The sequence below is a fragment of the Clostridium sp. CM027 genome, from assembly GCF_024730565.1.
GTDB classification, from domain to species: Bacteria; Bacillota; Clostridia; order Clostridiales; family Clostridiaceae; genus Clostridium_AD; species Clostridium_AD estertheticum_B.
Map to the genome: position 1 here is coordinate 836,140 of NZ_CP077725.1, position 18,629 is coordinate 854,768.

21 protein-coding genes are annotated in these 18,629 nt (G+C 29.7%); 4 read left to right on the top strand and 17 right to left on the bottom strand.

The features are described from left to right. Positions 1–89 precede the first annotated feature (89 nt). Together KTC92_RS04145 and KTC92_RS04150 are read left to right on the top strand one after the other, a co-directional pair. Positions 90–236, top strand: a complete 147-nt coding sequence (locus KTC92_RS04145) for a transposase (RefSeq protein WP_216304358.1) — start codon at positions 90–92, stop codon at positions 234–236. 159 nt (positions 237–395) lie between these two features. Next, entirely contained in the window at positions 396–1,007 is a 612-nt protein-coding gene (locus KTC92_RS04150) for a class I SAM-dependent methyltransferase (RefSeq protein WP_220286834.1), read from the top strand. Between the two features lie 34 nt (positions 1,008–1,041). On the opposite strand, the gene KTC92_RS04155 is transcribed toward KTC92_RS04150, so the two are convergent. The 8 genes from KTC92_RS04155 to KTC92_RS04190 form a co-directional block, all read right to left on the bottom strand. Further along, positions 1,042–1,308, bottom strand: coding sequence for a hypothetical protein (locus KTC92_RS04155; RefSeq protein WP_216304356.1), 267 nt, complete (start codon positions 1,306–1,308; stop codon positions 1,042–1,044). Positions 1,309–1,460: 152 nt separating this feature from the next. Then, positions 1,461–3,389: an FtsX-like permease family protein gene (locus tag KTC92_RS04160; RefSeq protein ID WP_220286833.1), complete on the bottom strand. Its 1,929-nt coding sequence runs from the start codon at positions 3,387–3,389 to the stop codon at positions 1,461–1,463. Between the two features lie 23 nt (positions 3,390–3,412). After that, complete coding sequence (locus KTC92_RS04165) at positions 3,413–4,183, bottom strand: ABC transporter ATP-binding protein (protein ID WP_220286832.1); 771 nt, start codon at positions 4,181–4,183, stop codon at positions 3,413–3,415. Between the two features lie 273 nt (positions 4,184–4,456). Further along, positions 4,457–5,488, bottom strand: a complete 1,032-nt coding sequence (locus KTC92_RS04170; RefSeq protein ID WP_220286831.1) for a HAMP domain-containing sensor histidine kinase — start codon at positions 5,486–5,488, stop codon at positions 4,457–4,459. Continuing rightward, positions 5,485–6,159 carry a response regulator transcription factor gene (locus tag KTC92_RS04175; RefSeq protein ID WP_216304352.1) on the bottom strand — a complete coding sequence of 225 codons (675 nt, stop codon included), beginning with the start codon at positions 6,157–6,159 and terminating at the stop codon, positions 5,485–5,487. The genes KTC92_RS04170 and KTC92_RS04175 overlap by 4 nt, the downstream gene beginning before the upstream one ends. Before the next feature lie 254 nt (positions 6,160–6,413). Further along, positions 6,414–7,463, bottom strand: a complete 1,050-nt coding sequence (locus KTC92_RS04180) for an alpha/beta hydrolase (RefSeq protein ID WP_216304351.1) — start codon at positions 7,461–7,463, stop codon at positions 6,414–6,416. Positions 7,464–7,894: 431 nt separating this feature from the next. Further along, positions 7,895–8,200 carry a hypothetical protein gene (locus KTC92_RS04185; RefSeq protein WP_220286830.1) on the bottom strand — a complete coding sequence of 102 codons (306 nt, stop codon included), beginning with the start codon at positions 8,198–8,200 and terminating at the stop codon, positions 7,895–7,897. 380 nt (positions 8,201–8,580) lie between these two features. Continuing rightward, the gene (locus KTC92_RS04190; protein ID WP_220286829.1) at positions 8,581–8,832 is read right to left on the bottom strand and encodes a hypothetical protein; all 252 of its coding nucleotides are present in this window, start codon (positions 8,830–8,832) and stop codon (positions 8,581–8,583) included. 356 nt (positions 8,833–9,188) lie between these two features. Here KTC92_RS04190 and KTC92_RS04195 point away from each other — a divergent pair, with 356 nt between their 5' ends. Further along, on the top strand, positions 9,189–9,896 hold the full coding sequence (locus tag KTC92_RS04195; RefSeq protein WP_220286828.1) for a DNA alkylation repair protein: 708 nt from the start codon (positions 9,189–9,191) through the stop codon (positions 9,894–9,896). Between the two features lie 162 nt (positions 9,897–10,058). On the opposite strand, the gene KTC92_RS04200 is transcribed toward KTC92_RS04195, so the two are convergent. The 4 genes from KTC92_RS04200 to KTC92_RS04215 form a co-directional block, all read right to left on the bottom strand. Next, positions 10,059–10,973 carry a GH25 family lysozyme gene (locus KTC92_RS04200; RefSeq protein ID WP_258280690.1) on the bottom strand — a complete coding sequence of 305 codons (915 nt, stop codon included), beginning with the start codon at positions 10,971–10,973 and terminating at the stop codon, positions 10,059–10,061. Positions 10,974–11,183: 210 nt separating this feature from the next. Further along, positions 11,184–11,465, bottom strand: coding sequence for a hypothetical protein (locus KTC92_RS04205; RefSeq protein WP_253198294.1), 282 nt, complete (start codon positions 11,463–11,465; stop codon positions 11,184–11,186). Next, positions 11,465–11,647, bottom strand: a complete 183-nt coding sequence (locus KTC92_RS04210) for a hypothetical protein (RefSeq protein ID WP_220286827.1) — start codon at positions 11,645–11,647, stop codon at positions 11,465–11,467. Before KTC92_RS04210 ends, KTC92_RS04205 begins: the two co-directional genes overlap by 1 nt. Positions 11,648–11,768: 121 nt before the next feature. Continuing rightward, entirely contained in the window at positions 11,769–12,629 is an 861-nt protein-coding gene (locus KTC92_RS04215; RefSeq protein WP_165414108.1) for a YitT family protein, read from the bottom strand. 677 nt (positions 12,630–13,306) lie between these two features. Between KTC92_RS04215 and KTC92_RS04220 the strand changes: the two genes are divergently transcribed. Next, positions 13,307–14,656 (top strand): sodium-dependent transporter, encoded by a 1,350-nt coding sequence (locus KTC92_RS04220; RefSeq protein ID WP_165414114.1) that lies wholly within the window; start codon positions 13,307–13,309, stop codon positions 14,654–14,656. Positions 14,657–14,746: 90 nt separating this feature from the next. On the opposite strand, the gene KTC92_RS04225 is transcribed toward KTC92_RS04220, so the two are convergent. The 5 genes from KTC92_RS04225 to KTC92_RS04245 form a co-directional block, all read right to left on the bottom strand. Next, the gene (locus KTC92_RS04225; protein WP_165414112.1) at positions 14,747–15,007 is read right to left on the bottom strand and encodes a DUF1653 domain-containing protein; all 261 of its coding nucleotides are present in this window, start codon (positions 15,005–15,007) and stop codon (positions 14,747–14,749) included. 431 nt (positions 15,008–15,438) lie between these two features. After that, positions 15,439–15,990, bottom strand: a complete 552-nt coding sequence (locus KTC92_RS04230; RefSeq protein WP_216304310.1) for a nitroreductase family protein — start codon at positions 15,988–15,990, stop codon at positions 15,439–15,441. Between the two features lie 106 nt (positions 15,991–16,096). After that, positions 16,097–17,185 carry a glycosyltransferase gene (locus tag KTC92_RS04235; RefSeq protein ID WP_253198292.1) on the bottom strand — a complete coding sequence of 363 codons (1,089 nt, stop codon included), beginning with the start codon at positions 17,183–17,185 and terminating at the stop codon, positions 16,097–16,099. Positions 17,186–17,232: 47 nt separating this feature from the next. Continuing rightward, complete coding sequence (locus tag KTC92_RS04240) at positions 17,233–17,952, bottom strand: WecB/TagA/CpsF family glycosyltransferase (RefSeq protein ID WP_220286826.1); 720 nt, start codon at positions 17,950–17,952, stop codon at positions 17,233–17,235. Between the two features lie 29 nt (positions 17,953–17,981). Beyond that, positions 17,982–18,623 (bottom strand): sugar transferase, encoded by a 642-nt coding sequence (locus tag KTC92_RS04245; protein ID WP_216304312.1) that lies wholly within the window; start codon positions 18,621–18,623, stop codon positions 17,982–17,984. Positions 18,624–18,629: the final 6 nt, after the last annotated feature.

The window sequence follows — 18,629 nt, forward strand, 5'->3', positions numbered from 1 at the left end:
TATAAACTGAGATTGTGAAAAAATACTTTCACGAGATTAAATGACTCCTTTTAAGCGGAGCAACAGCTGTAAAAAAATCACCAGATGTAATGGTTGACCTGCTAAAGCAAGCGGTAGCTTATGCCATACCTGGAACCTATGTTTTGTTCGATAGTTGGTTCACCTATCCGAAAACTTTAATAAGAATTTTGGAACTTAAATTTCATACAATGGCTATGGTTAAAGCTATTGTATGAGTTTGCAAAGGCAGAGAGAACCACTTTTTAAATAATCCAATCCCTTATAATTGAAATTTATGTTATAATTAGTAATTAATTGAACTATAATTTAGTTAACACCTGTAAAAATGACTGAATTTACTTATATTTATTTAAAAATATTAAATGAGGTGAACTATGAAAGATTATAAGGAGAAATCAAAACAAAATTTCAATATGCAAGCTAAAGTATATGATGAAAGTAATTATAGCAAGTATCCAAGAGAATGTTATCCTAACGTTATAAAAATATTATCTGAAATAGAGTTTGACACAATCTTAGACTTAGGATGTGGTACAGGCAGTGTTTTAGCTTTATTATTAGAACAAAAGCCTAATATACATGCTTATGGGCTGGATTTATCAGATGAAATGCTAACAATCGCAAGGCAAAAATTAGAAGAAAAAGCAGAACTAATACAAGGTGATTCGGAAAATCTACCCTATAAAGACAATAGCTTTGATGTAGTGATATGTACGGAATCCTTTCACCACTATCCTAACCCATTAAAAGCTTTAGATGAAATTCATAGGGTATTAAAACCACAGGGTAAATTTATTCTTTGCGATACGTGGATGTTTACTCCAATAAGGCAGATTATGAATGTTTTTATTAAATTCAGTGATGGTGGTGATGTAAGAATATATTCAGAAATTGAAATCACAAAAATGTTTAATGAAAGAAAGTTTAGAAATATCAGCTGGCATAAGTCAACAAAATATACCTATATATGTATCGGCGAAAAATAACTTACTTTCCATCTGAGTAAGAGTTTATTTTTTATCAAATAATTAATAATGTATATGCTGGAAATAAGCTTCCTGGTTTTCTGATAACTGGTGGAAGATCTCTTTTTAAAAGTTCTCCTAAGGGTTCAACAGAATCATAAAATTTATCACCTATACTTTTATAGTAAAGTGGCAATCTATCATCAAGGCCTGCAGTATGAGTTAACAAATTTCTAAGTGTAACTGGTTTTGGAAAGTCATTTTTGATTTTAAAACCAGTTACATATTTATTACCATACTTTAAACTTCTTGATATATACATTACATTTTGCCTAATTGTTAAAATTATTTACCAACATCTAACAACTATTAGTATATAGGCTATTTTTCTTGCAATGTATTTCAATATTTCTTAATTTTTTCTTACGATTTCCATACAACATGTAAGTATAAATTTGATACTCCAATCAATTTTTATGCTTTTACATTAACTATTTTCCAATAAGAATTAACAGTTAATATATAATATATTAAATAAATCAGAGTGTATACTCCCACAGTTATAAGAAGGGGATATACTAAGCTCGAGCTAAGCATAATTTGCAGAATTGTTAATGCAATAATACTATGTGTTATTCCAACAACTAAAGGTAGTGCAAATATAAAAATCATTTGCTTTGCTATAGAAATCCTTATTTCTGATTTTTTCACACCAATTTTTTTTAGTATATCGTATTTGTCCTTATCCTCACCAGCCTCTGACAGCTGTTTGAAGAATATTATACTTCCAGTGCATATCAAAAACACAAACCCTATAAATGATGCTAAAAATATTATAATACCCATACTAGTCATAGTATGTATGTAGCTCTTATAATATGATGATAGGGCTTCTTTACTACCTAGTGCTGTTTCTATTTCTGATGTAAGCTTTTTACTTTCTTTCTGATTTTCAATATTTATAAATCTTCTTTTTATAACCTTATCTTTATCATATAATTTATTGTAAACCTCATCCTTTACAACTACGGTATCTTGCATAAATGAATCATTTATATCAATTGAATTAGTTAGAAGGCTCTCTTTGAAATCTTTTATTTTTAAGGGAACTGTTCTATCCTTTATTTTAAGCTGTATATTCCTCCCAACAGGATTCTCCATCATCTTATCTGAATACATACGCATAAAAAATAATACTTCATCTGAATTTAAAGATATATTGTAATCTATTCCTCTTGCTTTTGATAATTCTTTCATAGTACTTTCTGATATAATAAAGGATTTTGAATTTGTTAATGGCTGCGTTTTCATCTTTGATATCTCAGGCCATTTACTATCTATAATTAAAAATTCGCTATTAGTAGAACTTTTAATTTTATTATTCGGATATTTATTTATGATCTGATCAATTTGTTCATCTAACGTTTTGCCATTGCTCTTATAGTCATAACTAAATGGGGTTAACTTATTTATACTATTTACTTGATCATAATAAAGCGATGCTGCGGTTCCCATAGCCGTAATAGTTGTTGCACTAAGCACTGCAATAGTAGCTAAAGATCTTCCATTAGCTTTTATTCTATATAAAAGCTGAGAAGTACCTATCATATTTAAGCCCCTAAAATATTTAACCTTATTTTTCTTAGAAAGCTTAACAATAAATACTATAAGTGAAGAGAAAAACATATAAGTTCCAATAACTGTACTAACTAATATAACTAACAATTTAGATAAATTATCAAATTTATAGGTTAGTGCCATATAATAACCCGTCCCAATAAAAATTATAGAAAGTAGAGCCAATATTAGTGAAGCTTTTGGCTGCTTCTGTGCCACCTTCTCTGATTTAAAAAGTTCTATTAGCTGAAATCTATAAATTAGTGTATATGAATGCACGGATGCTATAATAAATATCACTAAAAATACTATAATTGTGCTAATAATAGCCTTTAACGATATAGCAAATTTAACATTTACATCAAAGCTCATAATATGAATTAAAATCATTACAAATAATTTTGAAAATAACGTTCCTATTAATATGCCTGCCACAAGTGCCAGCGCTCCCATTACTAGATTCTCATAAAATAACATTCTTCCTATCTGCTTTTTCTTAACTCCAAGCATGGAGTATAAAGCTACTTCCTTTTTTCTTTTTTTAGTAAAAAATGAGTTTGAATACCATATAAACATAGCTACAAACACTGCTATAACAATGGAGGCTGCATTAAAAGCAGTACTTACTTTCATAGAATCCGCCGCTAAGTCTGTAACCTGTTTATTGTACTCGATGGAGGTAAAGGTATAATAAATCATTATGCAAAATACCATGGATACAAAATATATTAAATAGTTATGAAAATTTCTCTTTATGTTTCTAAAAGTAATATTAAATAAATTCATCTGTATATCACATCCTTTCTAAGTTAAATTGATACTTCATCGAAGTTTCCGCCTAAGGCAGCCAATACATCTAGTATCTTTTTAAAAAATTCTTTTCGTGATGTTGTGCCCTTGACAAGCTCCGTAAATAGCGAACCATCTTTTATAAATATTATCCGTTTGCAATAGCTGGCAGCAAAGGCATCATGCGTTACCATCATAATAGTAGCCCTTTGAGTTTCATTTAAATCACTTAAAGATTGTAAAAGTTCTGTGGAAGATTTAGAATCCAACGCACCTGTCGGTTCATCGGCTAGTATAATCTTAGGTTTAGTAATAATAGCTCTGGCAGCAGCTGCTCTCTGTTTTTGTCCCCCAGATACCTCATAAGGATATTTATTGAATATATCCTTTATACCTAAAGTAGCTCCTATAATACTAGCCCGTGCTTCAATATCTTTTATGTTTATTCTAGCAAGAGCTAATGGAAGCACCACATTTTCTTTTAATGTTAACGTATCGAGTAAATTAAAATCTTGAAATATAAAGCCTAATTTGTCTCTTCTAAAAGAAGCTAACTTATCTTCATTCATTTTTGCAAGATCTTCCTTATCAATAGTTACTACTCCCGAAGTTGGTTTATCTATAGTTGATATAATATTTAATAATGTAGTTTTTCCTGCACCTGAAGGCCCCATTATTCCAATAAACTCCCCTTCTTTTATTTCAAGGTTTATATCATTCAATGCAGTGTAAACATTCCCCCTTGAGCCGTAAACCTTTTTCAAATTTCTCGCAACTAATACATTTTCCATTTTTATTTCCTCCTTAAATCATCCTCTTCGAAGCTGCAATATTAACGACTTCAGAAGGAGATTTAGATTTTTACTGAAATTTCTCTTTGTTGTAGTATACCCCCACTTATAAAAGTTGGAGACTTCCTTCTGAAATGTCCCTAAAACCCTTTCGCTTATTACAATTCTATTTTATAACAAATCTAATACCCAATCCATTGTGTAACATTACAAAGTCCATTCTAAACTTACATTGTTGTAAGTTTTAAAAAAATAGGGCTACAAACCACATTTTTAGTTTGTAACCCTATAATATTCTATAAGTTTTGGAAAATGAACTGTTACTCTAGTAAATTCAGAATGCATTGATTCAATAGTTATATGGTGACCAAGCTTTGTAGCAAGATTTTTTGATAGATAGAGTCCCATACCTGTGGCTTTAAAATCATCCCGTCCATTATATCCAGTAAATCCTTTGTCAAAAACCCTATTAATATCCTCAGATTTTATTCCAATTCCATTATCTTGGATAATAAGCTGTTTCTCATTGTGCTTTAATACTCCACTAATTTTAATAAGTCCATCGCTTGTTGTATATTTTAATGAATTTGATAAAATCTGATCCAAAATAAAGAAAAGCCACTTTTTATCTGAGTCTATAGTAAATTCTAAGTCACTTAATTCTATCTTTATTTTTTTACCTATAAATTCCTTTGCATGTTTTTTCACAACCCCAACAATTAGACTATGCATATTTATTTCATTTACTAAATAGTCCTTTGAAAAGCTATCTAATCGTGAATAGTACAATGCTTGTTCAACGTAATTCTCTATATGATCTATTTCATCCTCTAAGTTACTTAAGGTCTCCTCCTTAGACTTGTACATACTGTTCTCTATAACCAATCTACATGCAGAAATAGGCGTTTTTATCTCATGAACCCAGGAATTTATAAAGTCTACATTTTCTTTTTTCCCTTCATGTAATCTATCTGTTTTTAAATTGAATTCTTCGTTAACTTTCATAAGAATTTCTCCAAATAGCCTTTGTTCATAATTTAATGGCATAGGCAACGAATTAACAATATTCTCTTTCTGGTTATCTATAATACATTTAATAACATTATAATATCTTCTATTTTTTAAATACTCAAATATTAAGTAAAGTATAAACATAATAAACCCTACTATATTGATATAGGCTATATCGCCAACACTTATTTTTACTTCATTGTTAAAATACACCACCGATGAAATAAATAGCATCAATATAAAATAAAACAAAATTAAAAATATCCTGTCCCTTAAAAAATTTCTAAATCTCATAGTATTGTATACCCTTGCCTTTTTTTTGTTTTAATTAAGTCTTCTAGTTCAATATTCTCTAATTTTTTACGCAGTCTATTGATATTCACTGTAAGGGTATTATCATCAACAAAACTTTCATCCTCCCAGAGACTTCGCATAATTTTATCTCTGCTTATTAAATTGCCATTATTTTTCATAAGTAGATATAGAATGCTAAATTCATTTCTACTTAGTTCTACCCTCTTATCTTTAAAAAACACGCTATTATCCTTCATATTTAAAACAATGTTTTTATACTCAAGCACATTAGTCTGCGCATCTGCGTAGGAATATGTTCTTCTTATCAATGCATTTATTTTGGCCATCAATATTTCTAAGGAAAAGGGCTTTTGAATAAAATCATCTCCTCCCATATTAATTGCCATTATTACATCCATATTGTTATTCCTTGAAGAAACAAATATTATGGGAACCTTTGATATTTCTCTGATTTTATAGCACCAGTAAAAACCATCAAAATAAGGAAGGTTTATATCCATAAGAACTAGATGTGGAGAGTATTTTGAAAACTCGATAAACACCTCATTAAAGTTCTCAATGGCTTTTCCATCAAAACCCCATCTCATTACATTTTCAAGCAATATTTCTTTTATCCTAATATCATCTTCTACTATCATTATCTTAAACATGTAAAAACCTCACTTTAAAATGGAATTTGATTCTTCTCCATTATACTATAAAATGGGTATCTACACCATTATGTTGGCTTACAACATTAACCAAGTACTGTAATGTAAAACTATACTTTAAACATTAGTGGCTTTAAAAACTTAATATTACATGGCCCTTTACTTCCGGTTAGTTTAAAATATTTTGTATATTTATGTATTCACCATAAAGTTTAATTATATAAGTAATTAAAAAATATTTATTTAGCATAATATTAAATTTGCTTTCTATTAAATTGCTCTTTTAGATATGTTGAAATTTCGATTAAAGCCTCATCTGATTTATTCGTAATCTTATCCATTGAGATAAAGCCATGTGTAACACCTTTATATCTGGTAGAAATTACATTCACACCTGCTTCCTTTAATTTATTACCGTAAGCTTCACCGTCATCCCTTAATGGATCAAATTCGGCTGTGATTATGAGTGTGTCTGGTAAATCTTTAAAATTTTCAGATAATAAAGGCGAGGTATATCCACTTTTTCTTTCTTCTAAACTTGGAGTGTATAGGGATATAAATTTTTCAGAGTTTTCCCTTGTAAGATTATAATCCATACCAAAATACGACCAAGATTTAGTATTTAGTTGATAAATGTTTGTTGATGGATATATTAGTACCTCAGAGATTATGTGTGGGCCACCTTTATCACGTGCCATTTGTGCAACTACTGCAGAAAGGTTGCCCCCAGCACTGTCCCCTACAACACATATTCGACTGGAGTCCCCATTAATACTCTTAGCATATTTATAAACCCATTGGAGCACATTATATACGTCATTAAGACCAGCTGGGAATGGATCTTCTGGCGCAAGACGATAATTTACAGATACAACTATAGCCCTTGAATTTTTTGAAAGCTTCCTGCAAACATTGTCATAGTCATCAATACTACCGCTAATCCAACTGCCGCCATGTGAATAAATTATGATAGGCAATTCATTCCCATTGCCGTCAGGCGTATATATTCGCACTGGCACTTGATTTGAATCTGTTTTTATATCCATATTTTTTATATTGGAAAAGGGTATAGGTTTGGAATTCCATATAGTTGTTGACTTATGCAATGCTGCACGCATTTCATATATTGATTTTCCTTTAAGTGAAATAGGATTAAAATGCTCTTCTATTTTTGACATTACACCAAATAATGTATCAAGCTTACCATCACCTGTTCTAGAAAAGTTTTTAATTAAAAGAAAACAGTATATTGTAACAATCAAGACAATAGCAGAAAAAATCCAAAATATTTTTTTCTTTTTCATTCAATACCTCCACCATTAACTTAACTATTTACAAAATTCATTTTTATTTATGATTGGTACCAATCCTATGCAGTACTATGGATGGATTAATAAATAACTAAACTCATTGATATATCCATAAGTTAATATCACGAATAGATAGATATGTTAATCGCCTTTGTATTTTATATCGACTATATTATATTACCCTATTCAAATTTTGTTTATACTGACCATATAATGAACATAGGTTAATAATTATATGGAGTGCGCTTATTGGATATTTTATTTGAACATCGTTTAGTTACCAATTGATATTGGAAAGTTAATAGTTGTTTTATAGCTTTCTACATTTAAGCTAGTTGCAACTTTGATAGTTAATCAAACAGTAGCACAATAATTTAAAGGGCAGCCTCTTAGGAGATTGCCCAATTTGTTGTTTTATAATTTCTTTAATAAGGTGTTGGATAATCATAATCATAATCGTAATCATAATCATAATATGGATAAGGATAGAATGGAAAAAAATCAAAGACACCAAAAAGTCCACCACCGTGACCGAAGTTACCACCATGTCCAAAATGTCCACCGCCACCTCCGTGACCGTGTTGTCTTACAAGAAAGTCTTCATCTTCTTCTCTTTCTGTTGGATTACTCATAGACATTTGTCCCATCATACCAGTATAATCCATAGGTTGTTGCAACATAAATGGGCAAGGTTGATATGTTGGTTTACCATCTTTTATTTTTTCTTCCAAAATAAATCCTCCTAAATAAATTCTATGATATTATTATATTCACGGGATATGAAAGGGTACCTACCAGCAAAATTATTGATTGTTGAAAAGGATACATTATCATATTATGCAAATATCTTATTAGACTTGATGTATAAATAAAATACTGCATTAGGACGAATGCCCAATGCAGTATTTTATTGGAATTGCCTTGTAAAATATAATTCCAAGGTGACTTCCTACCATTCATAAAAACCATACTCACTATAAAATACAATTTCTTCCACTTGATTATCGATTAGAGCCACCATTTGATTAATTTCATATATGGCATCAGCTTTAATCTCTTCAAGTTTTTTATATCCATAATTTATATTTATCCTCTTAATCTAATACTTAGTTTATTTTTTGCCTGCAGCTATAATAGCTTCTGAACGTTCATTAAATTCTTTTACATCTTCTGGAGTGCTAAAATTAATATTATTAGTCATAGTAGACATATCAGTGCTTGGATCGTCCTTTGATGCATAAGATTGTTCATTACTTAGCACTTTTACTGAACCAACCTTAAAACCAGTTGATTCTTTACTTGATTGTAATGTGGCGCCACTAGTGCTACTGCTTACATTAGCGTTTTTATTTTTATTATTCATAAGTATTCTCCCTTCAAATATATAAATTACACTGTATTAATAAGTGTATACTATAGCTTACCCAATTCTATAAAATATAGTTTAAGATAGCTATTATTATATGGTACAATCTTTAAGTGATTTATCGTCGCTGAATCTCACAAAAACCAAGAACTCCATTTTAATTAATTTAAAACTTTTATTGTTAATATTTTTTTAATATATTTGACAGATTATGTTTTATTCAGTAAAATATAATTGATAATGAGTATCAATGCCACACTGAGGATGTTTAATAATATGGTTGATTACGCTGATATTAATAAGGAAAATAAGAAATAAACTTTTGAGAATATAAAATAATTTAGGAGGACTTTATGGAGTTAAATGAAATAGTAAACAAAATAGAAGCATTTGGGACACCTCAAATAAAAAATGTATTGTCTAATCATGGAATATGCGAACCGTTCTTTGGAGCTAAAATAGCTGATTTGAAAAAGTTAGTTAAGTTTGTAAAGAAAAATGATGATTTGGCGAAAGAATTATATAAAACAGGGATTTATGATGCTATGTATTTAGCAGCATTATCTATAAATCCTAAAAGCATGTCAAAGGAAGAACTGAAAGGGTGGATAGATAAAGCTTATTGTTATCCAATTGCGGAATATATAGTTGCAACTGTAACGGCCGGAAGTGATTATGCAGTAGAACTTGCAAAGGAATGGATAACATCTGAAAATGAAATGATTGCAGCTTGTGGTTGGAGTACATATAGCATTTATATATCTGTAGCAGAGGATAATCTAATTGATATTAATGAAATAGGATATCTTTTAAATAAAATAGAAGCAAATATACGTAATGAAAAGAATAGGGTTAAATATACTATGAATGGGTTTATAATAGATGTTGGAACTTATATAACAGAATTAAATGAAAAAGCATTAAAGGTTGCTATTAATATAGGTAAAGTTAATGTTTTAATGAATAAAACTAGTTGTAAAGTGCCACTAGCTAAGGAAATTATAGAAAAAATGATTAATATGGATAAAATAGGCATTAAAAGAAAGAAATATATTTGTTAGGGGTTTAGCTCAAAATAATTAAAAAATAGCAACCAAGTGAAGGAAGAGACCCTTCCCTAATAAATTTGGAATAAACAAGTAAAATAAGAAATTAAATACGCATTTGCTATAATTTATGAATGCAACACAATACTGTTGAGTTACATTCATAAAAACTACTTTTTATTTTAAAAGTTGTATTATGGTTATTGGCCCGACAATTCCATCTGGTTTTAACCCTCTTGAAGCCTGAAAATGCTGAACAGATAATAATGTGTTCAATCCAAAATTTGAATCAGATCCTGTTTTACCACAACTAAATCCTAATGCAATAAGTCGCTGCTGTATCCACCTTACAAGTTCATTATGGGCGCCTCTAGTAACAAATGTCTTAGCTACAACCTCATTAGTATGTGTACCTTTGATGCCATCTTCAACAAGCTTGTCCCCGTTTTTATCTTTTAATCCGAGTATGTTGACAGCATGTTGAAAAGCTACTACAACAATATTTACAGGTACATGTGAGACTGAATTAATAAATATATCAGATTTAAATTCATTTAAATCAACAGGTCCATTTATTCCGTCTACTCCCCCAGAGCTTGAATATTGAAATCCTATATAATTAATTACATCGGGCTTTGCTGCTCCATAATGAGCCACCCACAAAGGTATATCTTTAACTGAGCTATTTAAATTGTTTGCGTAAAAATAATCTCCTGTATAAATGCATACTTCCTTATTATTTGATATTAGATAATTCGCGAAAAGTCTTACATTAGAGCTTGTCTTAGTTACGGTTTGCCCTAATGCCACTTCTACATCTATAACGTATTTACAATCGGATGAAAGCCCTTCTATAACACTTAGAAAATGTTTTGCTTCTAATATTGGATCATTTGCTCTTAAAAAATGATAAAACCCAATTTTAAGTCCTGCTTCAATTGCTCCACTATATTGTGATTGTAACAGTGGATTTTTATAATTGATTCCTTCCGTGGCTTTAATATAAACTATTTCTATTCCACTGTTTTTTACTTTTTTTAAATCTACATTTTGTTGGTAACTAGATATATCTATTCCTTTAATAAAACCCATCTCCAATTTTAATTATTTCTCGTAACAATATATGTTTCAACCCACATCTTTGATACCGCTCAGGTGTTTATAATATTTTTATGTAACAAAGGAGTATCTTGCTGGTGAAAACTTCTCTGATATTTATTGTCCCCTGCCACATAGCTTAGTAGCTGTAGTATCAAATCAGCAATTAAACTTTCTATACCTTTAATATCCACAATACTATCCTCAATTACCTTTAAAAGTCACACTGTTTTTAAGTTCATTGTAACTTATTGTACTTGCAATTATATATAAAGGTCTGTCTTTACTCTCATCAGATATTCTTCCACTATATTGCCCTATAATAGCGAGAAAGCAAAACATAATGCCAAACATAATTAAGTTAATGGAAAGTATTAGACCTAAATTTAATATATTGCTTTGCTTAAACAGTGAGGTTGTAATACTACTAATTAATAAAATAGTACCTATTAAACCTGCAAATGCTCCAAAGTAGCCAGTAATCATTAATGGTTTATAATAAATAAAATTTCATGGTTTTCAAGTGTTTGATCCATGACGGATTTTAATCTTTTGTAACTCTCATTTATAACAAGTTCTTCATTATACAAAGGCACTATTACAGAAAAAATAATTCCATTACTCATTATTATCATTCCCTTCACTTTAATTATTAAATCTTTCTCCACAATTAAAATTATAAGGGTAAATTGTATCAGCAGTATCAAATTAATATGTGAACTTTATGTGATAAGTTATATAAAAAGGCTACCTAAGAAAGGCAGCCAGTTACTGTTGGAGTGGTTACTACTATATTAAATCGTTTTTAAATCCTTTACCTCTCACCTCTGAAGCATCAACTATTATCATAAAAGCATTATTGTCTATTTCTTTAATTATTAATTTTAATTCGGGAATTTGATGGAGTGCTACTGTACAGAATAATATTTTTTGATGATTACCAGTATATGCACCTTCTCCATATAAAAAAGTAACTCCTCTATGCATTTTATACAAAATTCCACTACAAATTTCTTTTTCTTTTGTAGTAATAATAAGAACTAATTTTTGTTTTTTCATTCCATGAATTATTCTATCGGTAACTTCAGCCGTTATATACATAGAAGCTATAGTATACAACGCGCTAGTTACTCCAAAAAAGAAAGTACCGATACAAACAATTATCATATTAACACAAAATGATATTTGTCCTATATTAAAGTTATCATGTTTTACTTTTATCAAAGCTGAAACAATGTTGGCTCCTCCTCCGGAACCGTGATTGCTGAATATTATTCCTATGCCAATTCCATTTAATACTCCACCGTATAAACATAATAGTAACGTATCGTTTGTGCCAATCAGTTCTTTTAAAGGAGCAGTTAAAATTAAGAACAAAGAAAATGAGATTATACCTATAATTGAAAAAATAGTAAATCGTTTGTTAAGATATTTATAACTTAGTATTAATAACGGAATATTTAATAAGAGTATAGTATATCCAGCAGGAAATTTAAATAAATATTGGATAATTAACGATATACCAGTTGCACCACCACTTAGAAGTTTGGCTTTGGAAATAAACAAATTAATTCCGAGTGAAGATATCAAACTTCCCAGTAGTATAAAGAAGATATTCTTAATGATATTTTTGTTTATATAATTAAACATATTGTTTCCTCCTCCAGAGTAAAGCTATTTTTCAGAGTCTATAATAGTCTTTAACATGAAAACTTTATGAATTAATCATATAGACCTTCTTGTTATAGTGTGTCATAACAGTATCATTATATGAATTAAATGTAAATAAGAATAAAAAACCACCATGTACCTAATACAGTTCTACTGCATAGTAAATGGTGGATTAAAACTAGATTTTTTTTGTTTTATGGCGTTATCCTAATACATAAGCTTGTTATTTTGTAGTATCGGTTTTTGAATCCCCCTTTTGAGAACTAGAGATTAAACTAAGTCCTGCAGATGGGAAAATTTTAATATTTTAACTATTCTTAAACATACCTAAACTATATAAATAGGTAAAATCATATTGTTTTACTTTTTATATCGGTGTTTTATCTTAATTTGCTTTGTCTGTACACCTTCATAAGATATGAATATATACACTAATAAGAGAAATAATAAATAAAAATAACGTTCCGTAATAATACTTTTTTATTGATATATTTAAATGTACGTGCTAAGGTGTTAAAGTAACAGATACAAATTAATTTTACCTTTTAAATAAATTTGATATCATTTAAACAGTACTCTAATTTTGTAGTACAGATAATTGTTTAATTAAAGATAAAGAGGAGTGATATGCAGTGGCAGAGAAAAATAAAAGAGAGATGTTTTCTACAGGATTTGCAATTTTTTTTGCAACATTAGGTTCAGCCGTAGGTTTAGGTAACATATGGAAATTCCCTTATTTAATAGGGTCTAACGGTGGAGGAGCTTTTCTCTTAGTATATCTTTTATGTGTTGTATTAGTTGGTATTCCCATTATGGCATGTGAATTTTACATTGGAAGAAAATCAAGGAAAAATGCAGTCGGAGCTTTTAAAAAATTAAATGCTGCTAAAGGCTGGAAAACTATTGGATTAATGGGGACATCTACAGCATTTCTAATAGCATTTTTTTATAGCTGTGTTGCAGGATGGGTTTATTCCTATGTATTCAAGGCAATAAAGGGCGATTTTAGGGGGGTTACTTCTAGTACTGCTTCGGCAAAATTCATGTCAACCTTAATTGGACCACTGTCTCCAATAGTATGGCAATTTATAGTTCTCATCGTAGTTTCAATAATCTTAATTGCAGGAGTTAAAAATGGAATTGAAAGAATAACAAAGACACTTATGCCTGTATTATTCATACTAATTATTATATGTGGTGCAAGGGCATTAACACTTCCAGGTGCATCACAAGGATTAAAATTTTTATTTCATGTGGATTTTTCGCAATTAACTGGACGTGTTATATTAGCAGCTCTTGGTCTAGCCTTTTTCAAACTGTCCCTCGGAATGGGAACAATGATTACTTATGGAAGTTATTTTACACCTGATAATAATATGATAGCAACTTCAGTTAAGGTTGCTTTATCTGACTCACTAATTTCAATATTGGCAGGAATTGCAATATTCCCAGCCGTATTCTCTTTTGGTCTAAAACCTAGTGAAGGTCCTGGTCTTTTATTTATGACTATACCACTTGTATTCTCAAAAATACCTTTTGGCAGTGTATTATTAGTCGCATTTTTCTTTTTAACTGCAATAGCCGCTACAACAGCACTGATATCTATGGTTCAAGTCCCAGTTGCGTATTTTACAGAAGAAAAGGGTATGAGTAGAACGAAAGCTGTATTATTTACAACAAGCATAATGATGGTGTTTGGAATTCTCGCAACATTATCGGCTCATCCCACGAGTGCCCTTGCTAATATTCATATAATAGGCCAGAGAGGATTTTTCGATACCTTTGACTACTTATCTTCAGATATATTACTTCCAATAGGTGGGCTTTTAATAGCGATTTACGTTGGATACTTTACTAAAAAGGAAGATTTCAAACTAGAACTATCAAATCAAGGAACTTTAAATAACGATTCTGTGTTAAACATTATATATGTATTTATTAAATTTATATCACCAATCCTTCTTTTAATTATTTTCTTAAATTCTATAGGAATAATTAAATTTTAAATAAAAATATTTATTAACAAACCACTTCATTACTGAAGTGGTTTACCTTTCACATCTATGCCACTAATTTGGTTTTCAACCTTAATAACATCAACTACTGTGATGCATTTCTTCGGCTAATTCCAGTTCGTTATCAATCTTTTCAAATCTATTTACCATTTTACCATCAACTTCTTTTTTCTCTAAAAACATACTTAATGGTCTAACCCATATTCCTCTTTCTCCATAAAGGGCCTGATAAACCACCATATCTTCACGCGTTTCTGAGTGTTTTGCTACATAAAGCACTAAATACTCATTGCCTTTAAAATGTCTATATTTTTTACCGATTACAATATTATTTTCATTCATTAATACATACCTTCTTTATAGAAATATATTTTTTAGGCTTTAAATCTTCCAACTTATTATCTCTTCTAAATTGAAATGAGTGAGTTTAATTACATGCTTGATCTGAAGACATTACTGCCACTCCCTCATTTTTCTATTTTTCACGGTTAATAAATATTTATTTTTTTATAAAATTTAAGTTTAATACGTAAGTTACCATTAGAATTATAGACATACTTAGCTTACTTCATTATACCCGCTTTTCTTACCTTATGCACTCAATACTTTCAACAGTATTACCTTCTTCTTGCCAATTTAAAAACATCATCAATATATCACTAATAATTTCTTCAGGAATCGTTTCGCTCATTTATAGATATATAACAAAATAAAAGCCCTATGTCTGCTTTTGCAGACATAGGGTAATTAAAAAAAATCATCTAACTCATAATTTATTTAGTGTTTTCAGCATAGGCATTATCCCAAGTATTCAAGAATACATAATCTTTTGCATCTTTTTTATTGTTATGTTCTTTACTTTCTGCAATTTCCCCAATAGGAGTCATTGCAACTACTTTGTAATTTTGTGGAATGGCTAATGCTTTTTTTATAATATCTTCATCAATTGCAGCAATCCAACAAGTTCCATAACCCTCATTAGTAGCTGACAAAATAAAATGCTCCATAGCAATGGCACTATCCACTAAATAATACTCTCTGTTTTCAACTTCTCCAGAAGCATCTGGCTTTGCTACTATAACCGCCGTCATCGGAGCATCTAATATTGATTGTGCTGCTGAATTGTCCTTATTCATTATAGATTTAGAAATTTGTTCTAGTTTGTTTTTTTCATCCACTAAAATAAATTTGTATGAAGTATTATTTTTCCATGAAGGGGACATCATAGCTGAATCAATCATTTTTGCTAATTTTTCTTTATTTACTGGGGTATTCTTAAATTTTTTAATACTTTTTCTACTTTTGACTACATCATAAAATTCCATATAACACACTCCTTTAATTATAGTATGTGTAATCGCTTCATAAATAATGTAGTTGTTTCACCTAAAATTTTAAAGATAGAATTAAAAAAATAAAAAAGTGTACTTATTATTTTTTTAGTATACTCTTATAAATTTCAAAATAATTTTTCCAAAACTTCTCTATAGTAAAATTATTTACAACAATGTTATATAACTTTTCACCCTTTATGTTTAAATTGCTCTTATCTAAATATGCTTCTTTCATAGCTTTATAAATATTTTCGTTGTTTTGATTCTTCACTTTATACCCGCTGTCTTCGCCTAATATACTTTGTAAGTCGCCCACTTCAGTATAAATCAAAGGTTTCTTTACAATTGCTGATTCTAAAACCGTTAAGGGTGGTGCTCCACCCTCGCTTAAAGAAGCTAAAACACTAACATCAGAGGCGTTTATATAGTCTATTGGATTAGAAACATTTCCGGTCATTATAACTTTATTTTCTATTTTTAGTTCCACTATTAACTTCTCTAGTTCGGATTGTAGCTCACCATCACCAACTAAAAGCAATTTTACATCATGAAATTCAATAGTAAGTTTTCTAAACCCCACTATAACTTCTCTATGATTTTTTATAGGATGTAATCTCGCAACCATAACATATACAAAATCATTCTTCTTTAAATTCAAATTATTTCGTATATCTTCTGTTGGCGTCACAATACTAATTTTCTTTATATCTATACCATTATTTACAACTGATTTACTTCCTTGAATATTTTTTTCTTCTAATAAAACCTTCAAATTATTTGATACACAAATATAATTATTAAAGCTCTTTAGACCCTTAATACTCAGGGGAGTAAAAATAAAATATTTCACTTTATTATTAAGGAAATCATATCTAAAATCACTGTGAACTACAGCTACTGTAGGTACGTTTAATTTACTTTTTAAAATTAAATGCATTAGGAATGGCTTTGCCCCATGGAAATTTACTAAACTTATCGAATTGCATCTTATAAAATTCACTAGCTCAATATTATTAAGCTTCTTACTAAAAAGTTTGTAGCTAATATCCATAACTCTAACTTTTGAGTAAAGTGGACCTTCTCCCAAGCAACCGACTATATTCTCAAATTTGTTATTGTATTTACTGCATATGTTTAATACGTGTTTTCCACCACCACCATTATCATTTCCTGATATGACATGCAAAACTTTAATATGGATCCTCTCCTTTACTTCTCTGATGTTAATAACAATTATTTACGTTTATACTTGTCCTTTATTACCATTAAAATAAACTTAGGTATAGATGATAATCTTTTAATTCTAAATGGTTCTTTCGCAACTCTGTAAAACCATTCCATGCCTATATTTATCATCCATTTAGGTGCACGTTTAACATTACCAGCTATAATATCAAAACTTCCTCCAACTCCCATAAATACTTTGCAAGGAAGTCTGTCCATATATTTCGCTATAAATACTTCTTGCCTTGGGCATCCCATAGCAACAAATAAGACTTGTGGACTAACTTTTTCTATTTCTTTTAATAGTTCTTCACAATTGTCCATTTCGAAATATCCATCATGACTCCCTAAAATATTTAATTTGCGATATTTAGTTCGCAGATTAATATTGCACATATTCACTGTTTCCTGGGTGGACCCTAACAAATATATTCCTTGGCTTTCTTTTTCACATTTTTTTACTATACAATCCATAAGTTCTACACCAGCAATTTTTTCTTTCACCGGTTGACCTACAATTTTAGAACATATTACTGTACCAATTCCATCTGGAATAATGATTGAATTTTTACTAGTGAAATTTTCTAACAATAAATTATTTTGTAGACCACTAAAAAGAACTTGTGGATTTCCTGAAACAATATGTACCTTTTTAAAACTGTTTATGTTTTTAAACAATTCTTCTATGGTATCATTAAAAATTTCGAATTGAAAAATTCTTGTTATCATAAATAAAACCCCTCCAAATTAACAACTCCCTAATAAGCGCCGTCTTTTTTAAACACAGATACAACTGTTAAGAAGATAATTTTTATATCTAATTGGACTGAAAAATTTTTAATATAATCCAAATCATAAGTAACTGTTTTCCCTAGTTCGATTTCTCCTCTTCCACTAATCTGTGCAAGTCCAGTAATTCCTGGCAAAACTAAGAGTCTTTGGTAGTAGCTTTCGGGATAATACTTAACTATCTCTGGTATTTCAGGCCTAGGACCTACAATGCTCATTTGTCCAAACAAAACATTGAAAAATTGTGGAATCTCATCTAGGCTGTTGCACCTTAAAAATTTTCCAACCCTTGTTATTCTAACGTCCGACTTGTCTTGAAACACAAAATTCTCCAAATCAAACGGATCTATATTAAGTTCTATTTTGCTTTCAGCTTGAGCTATCATAGTTCTAAATTTATAAATATTAAAGTTTTTTCCATCTTTACCTACCCTAACCTGCTTAAATACAGTTGCTCCTTTTGAATCTAGTTTAATAGCAATAATGATAATTAAATATATAGGCAATAATATAATTATACCTATAAAAGATAATGTAATATCCATTAATCTCTTAAGTCCAAATTGAAGCCTCTTATTCTCAATATGCGCTTTTTTATCTATATTTATCATATTGCG